The organism is Paenibacillus sp. RU5M, from assembly GCF_900221055.1.
Classification (GTDB): domain Bacteria; phylum Bacillota; class Bacilli; order Paenibacillales; family Paenibacillaceae; genus Paenibacillus; species Paenibacillus marchantiae.
Map to the genome: position 1 here is coordinate 50687 of NZ_OBQM01000014.1, position 14843 is coordinate 65529.

Consider the following 14843-nt stretch of genomic DNA (forward strand, 5'->3'; position numbering starts at 1 on the left):
AAAAGTAAATCAACATGCACGAAGCAAACCAAAGGTGCTATCACTAGATTCTAGTATTTTTTAAGTGCGTCAATCATTAGTTTCCAAAAACCGTCTACATCAAGTTCTAAACCAAACTTAGCATTAACTTTTCTACCAGTAACCCCGTGCAGATCAACTAGGGTTGTTCCCGCGGTATACTCACCTTTCGTTTCCACGACAATATTCACATCTTTAGTCTTGAACAATTCTGGTGCCACACAATAGGCCACAGTTAAGACATCGTGTACCGGTGCCCCATCAAAATCGAACATTTCTTTATAGGTCGATGCAAAAAATACTAGTAGTTCGCCCACTATTTTAGCGACATGGTTATCGATTTTATTTACTTCGTCGATGACTTCTTTGGTCGCCAAGGCTTGATGTGTAATATCCAGTCCCATTACTACGGTTGGAATACCGCTATCAAAAACTTTTTTTGCGGCTTCTGGATCAGCCCAAATATTAAACTCAGCAGTTGGTGTCCAGTTGCCGATAGTTCCGCCGCCCATGAGTACAATTTCATCAATATTGCTTTTTATTTCCGGTGCTTTTGTTAATGCTAACGCAATATTGGTTAACGGTCCTGTTGGAAGAAGGGTAACTGGCTCTGTCGACTCTTTTACAAGTCTAATAATGGTATCAACGCCATGTTCTTCGCTCCAGCTGCGGGAAGGTTCAGGAAACTTAGGACCATCCAAGCCTGACTCCCCATGAATGCCAGGAGCATTTTCACGTAATCGGACCAAAGGCTCACTGGCACCTTTTGAAACCACAACATCATTTAACGAAATCAAATCACAAATTTGTAAAGCATTTTGAGTCGTTTTTTCAATTTCTGCATTTCCGGAAACTGTTGTAATCGCTAGAATCTCCAATTCCGGTTGTGCAGCAGCTAAAATAATCGCAATGGCGTCATCATGTCCTGGATCACAATCCATAATCACTTTTCTTGTTGTCATTATATTTCACCTCTACGTTTTATTTACATGACAAGTCCCATCATTGTGCCTGAAATAACAGATGCTAATGTTGAACCTAACAGCAATTTAAGAGCAAACTTCGCAACATGGTCTCCTTGCTTGTCGCTGATCGATTTGATTGATCCGGAGATGATGCCTAGCGTTCCGAAATTTGCGAAACTAACTAAATAAACAGATATAATAGCGACCGTTTTCGAGGAGAATTGGTTCGACATATCACCAAAGCTCAACATAGCAACAAATTCATTCGTAATCAGTTTGGTAGCCATAATTCCGCCTGCTTGTACAGCTTCTGTCCACGGAACTCCCATTAAGAAGGCGATTGGCGCAAAAATATAACCAATTACCGTAACGAATGAAACGTGTAATGCGCTTTGGAAAATCACATTGACCAGCTCCATCAGGGAGATAAATCCGAGCAGCATGGCACCAACAATAATGGCGATTTTAAAACCATCGATTACGCTTTCCCCAACCATTCGGAAGAATGGTAGCCGTTCTTTTTCCTCAATTTCAACCAAGTCCTCATCCTCATCCAGATCATATGGATTAATTATATTGGCAACGATAAGAGCGCTGAAAATATTCAATACAACAGCCGTTACAACAAACTTGGGCTCCAGCATATTGGCGTATGCTCCAACCATCGCCATGCTTATTGCACTCATTGCAGATGTACAAATCGTATATAATCTTTCTTTGGACAGATGAGGGATTTGTTTGAGAATGGTTAAAAATACTTCCGGTTGTCCAAGTGCAGATGTAGATATGGCAAAATAACTTTCAAGTCTGCCCATTCCCGTTATTTTGCTTAGAAACAGACCTAAATATTTAATGAGGAAAGGCAATACTTTGATATAATTCAGAATTCCAATCAATACAGACATGAACACAAGAGGCATTAACACGCCAAGGAAAAACGGGACTTGACCTTCATTCGCCAAGCCGCCAAATACAAACTGTATTCCCGCATTGGCAATCCCCATCAGCTTTTCAAACAACAAGCCCACTTTTGTAATCGCAATGATCCCTATACTCGTGTTCATCATAGAGTAAACCAAAAGGATCTGTATGACCAACATGATCAGAACACGGTTGTATTTTATTTTTTTGCGATTGTTGCTTACTGCAAAACCAATAATAAAAACAAGAAGAAGGCCAGTTAGTAAGAAAACAAAATTCATGTATATCTCCTCCATGTTAATGCCAATGTCTCATGCAAGATTGACTTGTCTGTCCACAAGATAATTAACAGCCAATGTACACCTCCTAATAGTTATAAACAAATGTTTATATATAAAACATATGTTTAGTATACGCTTTCATTTTATTGTGTCAATACACAAAATTAAATCATGATGCTAGAGATCCATAACAATCCATAACAAATGGCTAAATTTCGCATGGCACGACTGCATGAATTCATTTGAAGGTAATTTTAGTTGTATAATGAATACGACAGACAAACACGCGGTTGTATTGAGGAATATAAGAAGAAATGAGGTTACTTCATGGATAAAGAAAAACAAATTTTAGACTATATAAAAATGAATCCTTATATATCTCAACAAGAGTTATCCGCTAAGGTTGGTTTATCCCGTCCGACGGTTGCCAATTATATTGCCAGCTTGACCAGACGCGGTGAAATCAAGGGACGGGCTTATATTTTGCGGGAAGACTCGTCGGTTGTTTGTATTGGAGGGGCCAACATAGACAAGAAAGCGCGATCCAATCAGATGATCAGTTATTCTTCATCCAATCCGGTAAAAATCAATGAATCCTGCGGCGGCGCAGCACGCAACGTTGCTGAAAATTTAAGTCGGCTCAATTGTAATACTTCCATTATGACTTGTGTTGGAGACGATAAAGAAGGCGACTGGATCCTAAATGAAATAAAGAGCCAAGGTGTTGATGTTAGTCAAGTTTGGGTGTTGCCAACTGAACGGACGGGGATTTTCATCACTCTTCTGGATCCAACCGGTGAGAGCGTGGTCTCGATGGATGATATGCAAATATATGAAAAAATGACGACGTCCATGTTTGAGGAGAAGTGGTCCTACATCGTTTCCTCGCAAGCCGTTTTTATGGATACGAATATTCCTAAGGAATGTATCAGCTATATCATTAAACGTTGTGCCGATGAACATATTCCTTTGTACATAGATCCTACATCTGCAGCCAAGGCGCAAAAACTTCCATTTCGTCTCGACGGAGTAGAACTGTTGCTCCCCAACCGAGTTGAAGCAGAGGTGCTTGCCGACATGAGAATTGACTCAATTGAGGATTGCCAGATCGCGTGTGAAAAAATTAGAGAACGTGGCGTTAAACAAGTAATGATTACGCTTGGCGATCAGGGGGCGTATTATTCTTCCTCGGAGGAATCTGGACATTTACCTGCTATCCAGACCGATATTGTGGATACCACAGGGGTTGGTGACGCGTTTTCTTCTTGTGCTATATATGGAATCATGAACAATGAATCGCTTCATAGCGCGTGCCAGCTGGGACTTGCCGGTGCTGTTCTTACCCTTCAAACGGAAGAATCGATTTGCACATCTTTAAAACCTGAAAAAATACATGAAGTCGTACAGGTATATTCACGATAACATTTACTTGTTCGCTACATTAAATGCGCGATGTCTATGGCGAGTCAAATAGGACGTTGGTTTAACAATAACTATGTAGGCGATCCCCATGCCTCCACCAAACTTTGAAAAAAGCGACCGTATTAGGTCGCTTTTTTGCTTTTCCGTAATCTGTCGGGGATCATGAAATCGTGTGGTTGAGGCAACATTAAATAAACTGGCATCTATAAGGTCAAAAAAGGGCGAATCCAAAGTGACCTCATGCACAGGTATGATGTGAACGAGTACGTCATTGCAATCTACGCAAAGATTCCATCCTCAATGACAGTAAATCTTTTAATACATATTAATTATTGAACAACGGCTCCGTGCGAAGCAAATAGTTACCCCTTACCTCTGCAGCCCAATAAGCAAAGACCTCTCTCCATTGAACACTGTTAAAGAAATCGTCTACGGATTGATTGTCGGAATCCCAGTCTACAAATATGTTGAGAGGTGTGATTCCTCCAGCCCAAATTCCATTACTGACGTCCGTTCCCTTCTCCCTCACTAATAAGATTGGAATGCCGAATTGAAAGGCCATGGCAGGCTCAATTTGAGAAAAGGTCGATCCTTCCCAGAACGGAGTGGTCGTTGGTGGCTCCCCTACATTGGATTCAAGAATTTGAACAAAAAATCTTCGGAAGTTGATTGCGAGCAGACCATAGCTTGAAAAAACCAAGCGTCGTATATTCGTTAGAATGTTTTCCGGGTATTGTTCACTAACGGGCAATGTGCGGGGAAAGAGCAATGCATCTTCAATTTCCCTAATCAGACGGTTCAAAAATTGCTCTTGCGGGCCATTTACCGTGTTGGTTGTACTCAAAAATATAGGAATACGAAAAGCACGGTCTACACATGCATCGATAGCGGATGTTGTGTCCTTTTCATTATGAATGGCCTTATTTGGATTTAAGGAAGAGGTTCTTAAATTACCGCGGACGGGAGGAAGCTCCGTTACCATGCTTACGGGGGAAAGCTTTTTCATGGCAATAGGCTGAGTCTTAGCTTTATTTTTTGTATTACTCAATGTTCACATCTCCAATGCAAGAGTCTGGTTTATATTTAGCCCAGTCTATGCACATTAGCCCATTTATGTGACGTGATACTCATGAGCGGGGGCAAGTACCCTTTATCCATCAACCGATTACTGTATTATTTTGAAATTTTACTTCGTACTAGAATGTAATTTATAATAATAAGTTAATATAAACCGCGTCAGGAGGATACAATGGACTTTATCAAAAATCAACTAGACGGAACTGGCATGAGTGAACAAACCATTGGATATCTTTCGAATTTGATCATGGTGGTATTTATAGCTGTGGTCTCCATACTGGCCAATTTTATAGCCAAAAAAATCGTACTGAAGATTATTATCCAAATCATCAACAACAATCGGTACACGTGGGATAAAATCATTGTGGAGAAAAAAGTGTTCCACAACCTCTCGCATCTGGTACCGGCGATTATCATTTATTATTCTGCGTATGTCTTCCCGTCCTATCAAGCTTTGATTGAAAAAGCAGCTTTAACTTATATGATCGTCATAACCATCACGGTATTAAATGCGCTGCTTAATGCCTTTGATACCATATATCGTTCCTATGAAGTCTCCAAGATCAGACCCATTAAGGGATACATTCAGGTAGCCAAGATCATTCTTTTCATCATTGGAGGCATTATCGTCATCTCGAGCCTCATTGGTCAGAATCCGTTGATTATTCTCAGTGGACTCGGCGCTTTATCTGCTGTTCTGATGCTCGTCTTCAAGGATTCCATATTGGGACTGGTGGCAGGCGTGCAATTATCATCAAATGACATGGTGCGTGTTGGTGACTGGATTGAAATGCCCAAATATAATGCAGACGGCGACGTCATCGATATTACATTAAACACGGTAAAGGTTATGAATTTCGATAAAACGATCACGATGATTCCGAGCTACGCGCTCATCTCCGATTCATTCAAAAATTGGAGAGGCATGCAGGTGTCCGGTGGCAGAAGGATTAAGCGAAGCGTCTATATCGATACAAGCAGCATAAGCTTTTGCACCAAGGAAATGATTGGGGAATTTCAGAAGATCCACTATCTTACGGATTATATCGAGACAAAATTAAATGAAATTAACGAATACAACATGGAACACCACATTAATACGGAAAGCATTGTGAATGGTAGACAGCTTACGAATGTGGGTGTATTCAGAGAATATATCCATCAATATCTGAGGAATCATCCGAAAATTCATAAGGACATGACGTTGATTGTGAGACAGTTAGCACCGGGAGATAACGGACTACCACTTGAAATCTATGCATTCAGCAATGATATTACCTGGGGTGTGTATGAATCGGTTCAAGCGGATATTTTTGACCACATCTTCGCCGTTGCGCCGACCTTTGGCCTTCGTGCTTTCCAAAATCCAACAGGACATGATATCGTGCAACTAAAAGAAAGCCCCCAATATTCGAGAGGATATTGAGATATGTTATTTACCTGATCCAAAATGAATATGAACAGAGAGAGCACCGTAAAGGTGCTTTTTTTGTTCAAAAAGTGACATATACACTATTTACAAAATTGGAAATAATTAATAGTATATTCATATGGGCATGATTTCCAGATTTTATTTTACACGTATCGTATCTTGAAGCTAGAAATAAAATGTCCCGCTTTGAAGATTGGAAAATTTAATGGAGGTGAATTTCGTGGCACGTGTATTAGTTGTAATGATGCCTGCAGAAGGGCATATCAATCCGACGCTCGGAATAATTAAGGAACTGATAGAGAACGGAGATGAAGTCGTCTACTGTTGTACGGAAAAATATCGGACGAAGATTGAAGCGTTAGGCGCACAATTTAAAGCGTACTCCTTCAACGAGGCAAGCCTGCTCAACAACCCAGATATGAAGCCATTTGAAATCAAGCACCCTTACCAATTTTTATATATGGTTTTGAAAAAAATTATTCAGCGGTTTATTCCGGATGTTCTGAATCTGATCGAAAATGAAACCTACGATTATTTAATTTTTGACTCCATAATAGGCTGGGGAGGACAAATTTTAGGTGAAAAGCTGGGTATACCAGCGGTATGCTCAACCACAACTTTTGTTTTTGTGGAGCCTCTCGGATCAGGTAATCAAAATCAACTGAAGGATGACGATGAGGAGGTCAAGGAGCTGTATAACAGCATCATTGAGATGTCCCAGCAATTAGCTTCCCAGTTCAATGTGGCTGTTCCTTCTCTAGCGGATCTTTCAGGGCACCCAGGACAACTGAAGATTGTTTATACAAGCCGTTATTTTCAACCCATGGGGGACAAGCTGGACGACAGCTTTGTGTTCACTGGCCCATCTATTACCCCCCGCAAGGATGCACCATCCTTTGCAAAGGAATCTCTGCATGCCGTTTATAAACAGGCGGTTTATATTTCGATGGGAACCATTTTAAATAAGGATCTTGATTTTTATAAGCTGTGCTTTACGGCTTTTCGTGATTTGCCTGTGCAGTTTATATTGTCTTCAGGGAAGGATACTGATTTGGAGCCCATTGCTGATCTTATTCCTGACAACTTCATCATCAGACCCTATCTCCCACAATTGGAAGTGCTGCAGGGTGTAGATGCTTTTCTGACACATGCGGGCATGAACAGTGCAAGTGAAGCTTTGTATTATAATGTACCGTTGGTCATGCTCCCGTTAACCTCGGATCAGCCACGTGTAGCAGGCCGGGTGCAGGAGCTCGGAGCAGGTGTCATCGTGGATAAAAATAACCTTACACCCGACGTACTGAGAAACGCGGTGTTAGAAGTGCTCGGTAATGCCTCCTACAAGGAACATGCTGAGGTTATTGGGAAAACGTTACGCGATGCTGGTGGGTACAAGCAGGCTGCTATCGCTATTCAGAACTTTATGGGCAAGCGGTCGTTATCAGCCACGCCCATCTCTTCGCTTGAATAAAGAGGCGACTTGCCTCTATTAAAATTAGACGAGAAAGCCACCACCCCGTTAACGGGGTGGTGGCTTATATTTGATTCATCCGCGTATGGAGGGGTAGAATAAACGGAGAGGGCATATCACCTTTTCCATATCGTTTTAGTATATCTTTCGCAAAGGAGAGTTTACAGATGAATCATACAATTCCGGAATATATGTTGAATGATGGCTTAAAGGTACCTGCCATTGGCTTTGGTACCTATAGCTTAAAAGGAGAAAAAGGTGTTAAACCCATAGCGTCCGCGATGGATGCAGGTTACCGACTAATTGATACAGCGTATAACTATGAGAACGAGGCGACTGTTGGGAAGGCCATTAAACAGAGCTCCGTTTCCAGAGAAGACCTGCTCATTTCATCTAAACTGCCAGGGCGTTACCATGCCTTTGAAAAGGCGATTGTAGCCATCCAAGAATCTCTATACAGAGCAGATCTTGATTATTATGATCTATATCTGATTCACTGGCCAAATCCCAAGCAGGATATGTATGTGGAAGCGTGGCAGGCACTCATTGAGGCGAAGAAACGCGGATATATCCGTTCAATCGGAGTTAGCAATTTCCTTCCGGAACACAATGAACGCCTGATTAAGGAGACCGGAGTAGCGCCAAGTCTGAATCAGATTGAACTGCATCCATTCTTTGATCAAGCGGATCAGCGGGAGAAGGATTCGCAGCATGGCATTGTTAACGAATCGTGGAGTCCGATTGGTCGTGGCAATGATGCTGTACAAGATATCGTAAAAGATGAGCAGATCCTTCGTATTGCCGAGGCTCATGGCAAAACGGGTACGCAGGTTATTTTGCGCTGGCATACCCAGCTTGGGTCAATTCCGATCCCTAAAGCAGGTTCGCTTCAACACCAGCAAGAAAATATCGATATTTTTGATTTCGAGCTGAGCGAGAAGGAGATGGAAGTCATTTCTTCTTATAATCGTAAAGATGGACGGTTGTGGAATCAGGACCCGAGTGAATACGAAGAATTTTAAATGCTTATTATAAAAAGTTCGGTTCACCTTACGGTGAGTTGAATGGTTATAAAATAAATATAGCCTCCTAACCTACAGAGATGTAGATTAGGAGGCTTTTTGATGTATGTTTTTACAAACGTTCATCACTTATTTACTCACCGTTCAATCTGGATATATGATCTTGATCTCTTGCATTCATGTGCAAATCCTGCGCCGCGCATGGAAATATCAAATTTTGGATATGTCCGCAAGAATGGAGGATAGCCAATATAGCGGACAAACGGTAACTTTATGGAGAGAGATGACAGGGCTGCTTATCCACGATACAAATTCAATGGGGGGACGTGAAGTGATGAAAAGGTCATGGAGAAAACGACTGACAATTGGAATCTGCCTAATGATGAGCATAGCTGCTCTTGGGGGCTGTTCAGGAGACAACGGAAGTGCAGGTGAAGCAGGAGGAGATGGACCTACCCCCATTTCAATCTGGATGTCGATGAATACCAATGCTTCCATCACACTCAAGAGCATGAATGAAATCACGGCGATTAAGGAATGGGAGAAGAAAACCAATACCAAAATCGAATTCCAGCATCCCGCTGTGGGTGCCGAGACCGAACAGTTCAATGTCATGATTGCCTCGAATCAGCTGCCTGATGCCATGTTTGTCAATGGAGATTACGCCAAGCTATTCAATGATGGTATCATCATTCGACTTAACGATCTTATTGATGAATACGCTCCCAATTTGAAAAAGATCCTGGACGAGAATCCCGAGGTTGCCAAACAGTTAAAAGCCGACAACGGAGATATCTATGCGATACCGCATCTGCGGCTTGGGGAATACAAAACCTTCGGCGGTACGTTCATCCGTCAGGATTGGTTGGATGAGCTGAAGCTGGAGAAACCGGAAACGATTGAGGAATGGGAGACGGTACTCAAGGCCTTCAAGGAGAAAAAAGGCGTTGCAGCGCCCCTGTTGTTTGGTGCACCACCCAAAATGAGCACGATGGGACCAGCCGCACCGACATATCTGGAGGCTTACGGCATCACTAATAATACGTTTATGAAAGATGGCAAGGTGGTCTATGGACCAATCGAGCCAGAATATAAGGAATTTCTAACGATGTTCCATCGCTGGTATCAGGAGGGATTGATTGATCCCGATTTTGCTACCAATGATCAGAAAACATACGACGCCAAAATTTTGAGCAGTCAAGCTGGTGCGTTTTTCACCTTCATCGGTGGAGGTGTAGGCCGCTACCTGCCCGCTCTGCAGGAAACGGATCCGAACGCCAACCTGACAGCCACTCAATATCCGGTGCTGAATAAGGGTGATGAACCACTGTTTACCGGACGTTCCTGGGAGTGGAGCAGTAGCGGCGTTGTGCTCACCAATAGCAACAAACATCCGGAGGAAACGGTCAAAGCACTCGATTATTTCTTCAGTGAAGAAGGACATATGCTGAAAAATTTCGGTATGGAGGGCCTCACCTATACGATGAAGGACGGTTACCCGACCTATACTGATGAGATTTTGAAAAATCCAGACGGTCTGTCGGTTGCTCAGGCCATGGCCAAACATTTTATTGCGAACTATCCCTTCGTGGGGGAGGATGACGATAGGTACAACGAGCAATATTATCAGCTCCAACAGCAGAAGGATGCGGCGGTTCTGTTCTCCAAATACAGCGAGAATACACTGAAGGTGGGCCTTCCTCCAACCAGTCTGACAACAGAAGAATCTACGGAGTACAGCAAGATCATGAGTGATATTGGAACCTACCGGGACGAGATGTTCGTCAAATTTGTCATTGGGGTTGAGCCGATTGAGAACTTTGACAAGTTTGTGGATCAGATCAACAAGTTTAACGTGAAACGGGCTATTGAAATTCAGCAAGCTGCCCTGGATCGGTATAACGCCAGATAAGGAAGAGATGTCCACGGTGGTGTAGCCTTTTTACGACTTTGCTACCGTGGATGCCCTCTTTGGAATGAAAAAGGAAGGGGATGAAAGAGTTGTCGCACAAGCTTTCCTTGTTATGGCTCAATTACAAAAAGAATAAAGCCATCTATTGGATGGCTCTTCCCGTCGTTTTATATTTTCTCGTCTTCAAATACCTGCCGATGTACGGAGCCATCATTGCGTTCAAAGACTACTCGGTGGGCAAAGGCATATGGGGCAGTGATTGGGTCGGATTGCAGCATTTTCGTGATTTCTTTCAGAGCTATTATTTCTGGCGAATTCTGAAGAATACTCTTTTGCTAAGCTTTTATCAGCTGTTGTTCGGTTTTCCGGCTCCCATTCTTCTTGCTCTTCTGCTTAACGAGCTCAGACATGAAATCTTCAAACGTACGGTGCAGACGATCTCGTATATTCCTCACTTTATTTCCATTGTTGTCATCTGTGGCATGATTGTTGATTTTTCGTCCCGAGATGGTCTATTCAACACCATCATTGGTTATTTTGGCGGTCAGAGCAGCGCGCTTCTCAGCGATCCAGCCAATTTCCGTACCATTTATACCGCCTCATCGATCTGGCAGGAGCTTGGCTTCTCCAGCATCATTTATTTGGCTGCACTTAGCGGCATTAACCCCGAGCTTTACGATGCTGCCAACGTGGACGGAGCGAGTCGGCTTCGCCAGGTGTGGCATATCACGCTTCCCGGCATCATTCCGATGATTATGATCCTCCTCATACTCCGCATTGGTGGACTGATGGAGATTGGGTTCGAGAAAATTATTCTGCTCTATAATCCGAATGTGTATGATACGGCAGATGTGATCTCGACGTTTGTCTACCGCAAAGGGATTAGTGAAAGTGCCGAGTTCAGCTATACCACCGCGGTGGGTCTCTTCCAGTCGGTCATTAACTTTACGCTGCTAATCGGTGCCAATCGCCTGTCCAAGGCGATATCCAATACCAAGCTGTTCTAGCCAAGAACGAGGTGAAGGGAGGGAGTTTCTTTGCGAATGAAAAGGTCCATTGGAGAGCGTCTGTTTGGCGGTGCGAACGCAATTCTGATGACAGGGCTAATTATCGTAACCTTGTATCCACTGCTGCATGTGCTAAATGCATCGCTTAGCGACTCAGGTCAACTCATGGCCCATAGAGGTCTGCTGCTTTTCCCCAAAGGAATTACAATGGAGAGCTATAAGCTGGTGCTAAGCAACCCCAATATTCTGTCCGGATACCGGAATACGATATTCATTGTGTTGGTGGGCACGGCGCTTAATCTGCTGTTCACCATTCTGGGGGCGTACACGTTATCTCGCAAAAGCTTTATGCTCCGTAATCCGATTATGCTGGCGATTGTATTTACGATGTTTTTTAACGGCGGAATCATACCATCTTATCTGTTGATCAATAACACGCTTCATATGGGCAACAGCCTCTGGGCTCTGATTGTACCCGGTCTGATCAGCAGCTATAATCTGATTATTATGCGAACTTCCTTTGCGGAAATCTCGGAAAGTCTACTAGAGTCGGCCCGTATAGACGGGGCAGGAGAGATGCTCATTCTGTGGCGGATCGTCGTACCATTGTCCATGCCCGTTATTGCGGTGATGATTCTCTTTTATGGCGTCGGTCACTGGAATTCATGGTTCAGTGCGATCCTGTATATTCGGGACCGGAACCTGTTTCCACTTCAACTGGTGCTGCGAGAAATTCTGATTCAGAACAGTACAGACTCTATGACCACAGGAGCAACCGCTATGGACAAAGAGGCCATCGGGGAAAGTGTGAAATACGCAACCGTTATGGTAGCCACCCTGCCTATATTGTTCATCTATCCGTTTCTGCAGAAATACTTTGTTAAAGGTGTTATGATCGGAGCAATCAAAGAATAGAGTTGCCTTATCAAGCCATACCAAATAACAAACGGTGAGGAGGAGACGCATGAAGAGAAAAAGCATCCTGTTATCCTGGGGCATTTCTTACATGGTCATTCTGCTCATACCGATTGTGATCGGTGCTGCTGTTTTTGCCGAGTCTCGGATGTTGCTTGAGGAAGAAGTGAATCGTTCCAACATGGTGCTGTTATCTCAGGTACAGGAAACCATTGATAACCAGATTGGTGATATTGGCAGCATTAGCAATCAATTAATGGCTGACTCCCAACTCATGAGCTTCATTAATCATGCGTCTGAACAGGATGCCCGCTGGAGGTTCATGGGGATTGATCTGATCAAAAACCTGAAATCTACACGCGTCGGAAACGGCTTGATTAGTGAACTGTATATCTATATCAAACAATCCGATATCGCGTTGTCCTCGTCTTCACTGATTCAAAAAAATTATCTATATGACATGTTCTATCAGGGCACCAATGTAACCGAGGAAGCTTGGACCCGGCTTATGCATGATTCCGGTAAGAGCATGTACCGAAAGATGGAGGTTCGGAGTGAAGATCGACGGATTGAAGACACGCTGGTCTATATTCAGCCGTTTCCTATTCAGAATGGCGCTGACAGCCCTGCGACCTTCGTTGTTAGCCTGGACCCTAACCGATTCCAGCAAGCCATTGATAACGTACGTTTGGAAAAAGAGAGCACTGTGTTCATTCTGGATCACGACGGTCAAACGTTATTTTCTACCGGATCACTTGAAACCCCTTACATGAGTGGGGAGGACCTTAACCTTTTCGATGATGCTGGGAAAAGAACGGAAACGATCGATTGGAACGGAGAATCCGTGACCATATCGCAGATTTCTTCTAAGATCCAGGACTGGAAGTATGTATCCATCATACCTACCCGAATCTATGCCAAGAAGCTGACGGTTATCCGCGATATTACGCTTGGAGGCGTTGCTGCAGGGCTTATCCTTGGCGGGGTGGCAGCCTGGTGGTTCACTAGACGGAATTACCGTCCGCTGGGACGGATCATGAACATTATCTCGGATAAGGTCAAATGGAAGCTGGAACAGCCGGACGATGAATATGGCATTTTGCAATCTGTTCTGATGCAAGCCTGGGAAGAGCAGGATCAATTTGCGAACAGGCTTAAGGATCAGCAAAGCGTTATAAGGAGCAGTCTGCTCTCCAAGTTGATGAAGGGAAGGGTACAGGTGGGTGAGGAGTTTGCATCGACCTTGGAACGTTCAGGTATTCGATTCGAGACGGAGTCGTTTGCTGTATTGCTCCTGCACATTGAGGATGTTGAAGGGCTGTTCCGTTCCAGAGTACGTGAGCAGGACCAGGAGGAGCAGCATCAATTTGTGCACCTGATTCTGACCAATGTGCTGGAGGAGATGATCGGCTCAATCGGTCATGTATACTCTGCGGACATTGATGGAAGAATTGCGTTCCTGATCAATATTCGGGAGTGTGAGGAGGATACCAGTCATCGGTTAATTCGTGCAGTCGAAGAAGCCCAGCGTTTCATCGGCTCCCGATTCTGCGTGTACTTCTCTGTTGGCGTTAGCCATGTTCATCACCGTATTGCGGAAATCGCGGATTGTTTCCGGGAATCGGAAGAAGCGCTGGAATACAGGCTGATTCTGGGGATTGGTCAAATTATTGATCCGAACCGAATTCGTCGACCCAAGGAGGAGCTGTATTACCCTCTTGATCTGGAGAGACAGCTCATCAATTATATTGCTACTGGAAATTATGCCCGTTCCACGGAAGTGATGAATGAAATTCTCATGACTAATTTTGCGGGAGAGCCCTTGTCTGTTGAACTGGCTCGCTGTCTGATGTTTGAGTTGATTGGTACCTTTCTGAAAGCTACGGAGCAGATCAAGACGGACGACCAGAACGAGATGACGCAGCGCAACGACCTGATTCGGCAATTGTTTGCATGTGAGACATTTGAGGAGATCGAGTCCGAATTGCTGCGGATACTGGAGACGGTATGCCAGACGGTGCATGAGCGCAAGCGGTCCCGCAGTGAGGAATTGAGGGATCAACTGGTGGAATTCATTCATGAGAGTTATGCAGATGTCAATCTGGGCTTGACCCATTTATCGGAGCGCTTTCGGTTTCATCCAACCTATGTCTCAAAGTACTTCAAGGAACAGACCGGAGTCAACGTGATCGATTACATCAACCAATATCGAATTGAGCAATCCAAGAAAATTCTACAGGCAGAGGAACTGACGATCCAGGACGTATCCGAGCGGGTGGGTTTCCTGAACAGCAATTCGTTCATTCGTGTTTTCAAGAAATATGAGGGGATCACTCCCGGTCAATATAAGCAAAATAGCAGACTTGTCCAGCAAGAGGCTTGAAGAATATGACTTGTCTA

At 43.7% G+C, this 14843-nt stretch carries 11 protein-coding genes; 8 read left to right on the top strand and 3 right to left on the bottom strand.

Annotated features, from left to right (window positions below; translation table 11 throughout):
- Positions 1–50 precede the first annotated feature (50 nt).
- Together CRO25_RS28535 and CRO25_RS28540 are read right to left on the bottom strand one after the other, a co-directional pair.
- Positions 51–980: a nucleoside hydrolase gene (locus tag CRO25_RS28535; protein WP_072735766.1), complete on the bottom strand. Its 930-nt coding sequence runs from the start codon at positions 978–980 to the stop codon at positions 51–53.
- Between the two features lie 23 nt (positions 981–1003).
- Entirely contained in the window at positions 1004–2185 is a 1182-nt protein-coding gene (locus CRO25_RS28540; protein WP_064641207.1) for a NupC/NupG family nucleoside CNT transporter, read from the bottom strand.
- Between the two features lie 327 nt (positions 2186–2512).
- Here CRO25_RS28540 and CRO25_RS28545 point away from each other — a divergent pair, with 327 nt between their 5' ends.
- On the top strand, positions 2513–3607 hold the full coding sequence (locus CRO25_RS28545) for a carbohydrate kinase (protein ID WP_072735768.1): 1095 nt from the start codon (positions 2513–2515) through the stop codon (positions 3605–3607).
- 325 nt (positions 3608–3932) lie between these two features.
- Here CRO25_RS28545 and CRO25_RS28550 read toward each other — a convergent pair whose 3' ends face one another.
- Positions 3933–4613, bottom strand: a complete 681-nt coding sequence (locus CRO25_RS28550; protein ID WP_372829537.1) for a hypothetical protein — start codon at positions 4611–4613, stop codon at positions 3933–3935.
- Positions 4614–4856: 243 nt separating this feature from the next.
- On the opposite strand from CRO25_RS28550, the gene CRO25_RS28555 reads away from it, so the two are divergent.
- From CRO25_RS28555 to CRO25_RS28585, 7 genes are all read left to right on the top strand, one after another.
- Complete coding sequence (locus CRO25_RS28555) at positions 4857–6110, top strand: mechanosensitive ion channel family protein (protein WP_064641211.1); 1254 nt, start codon at positions 4857–4859, stop codon at positions 6108–6110.
- 226 nt (positions 6111–6336) lie between these two features.
- Positions 6337–7587: a macrolide family glycosyltransferase gene (locus tag CRO25_RS28560; protein WP_079697271.1), complete on the top strand. Its 1251-nt coding sequence runs from the start codon at positions 6337–6339 to the stop codon at positions 7585–7587.
- Positions 7588–7754: 167 nt separating this feature from the next.
- A complete protein-coding gene (locus CRO25_RS28565) occupies positions 7755–8609 on the top strand; it encodes an aldo/keto reductase (protein WP_079697272.1) in 855 nt (284 codons plus the stop codon).
- Between the two features lie 106 nt (positions 8610–8715).
- Positions 8716–10521 (top strand): extracellular solute-binding protein, encoded by a 1806-nt coding sequence (locus tag CRO25_RS28570; RefSeq protein ID WP_097115836.1) that lies wholly within the window; start codon positions 8716–8718, stop codon positions 10519–10521.
- Between the two features lie 80 nt (positions 10522–10601).
- On the top strand, positions 10602–11528 hold the full coding sequence (locus CRO25_RS28575; protein WP_064641218.1) for a sugar ABC transporter permease: 927 nt from the start codon (positions 10602–10604) through the stop codon (positions 11526–11528).
- Positions 11529–11558: 30 nt separating this feature from the next.
- A complete protein-coding gene (locus CRO25_RS28580; RefSeq protein WP_097115837.1) occupies positions 11559–12443 on the top strand; it encodes a carbohydrate ABC transporter permease in 885 nt (294 codons plus the stop codon).
- 49 nt (positions 12444–12492) lie between these two features.
- A complete protein-coding gene (locus CRO25_RS28585) occupies positions 12493–14826 on the top strand; it encodes a helix-turn-helix domain-containing protein (RefSeq protein WP_079697273.1) in 2334 nt (777 codons plus the stop codon).
- Positions 14827–14843 lie beyond the last annotated feature (17 nt).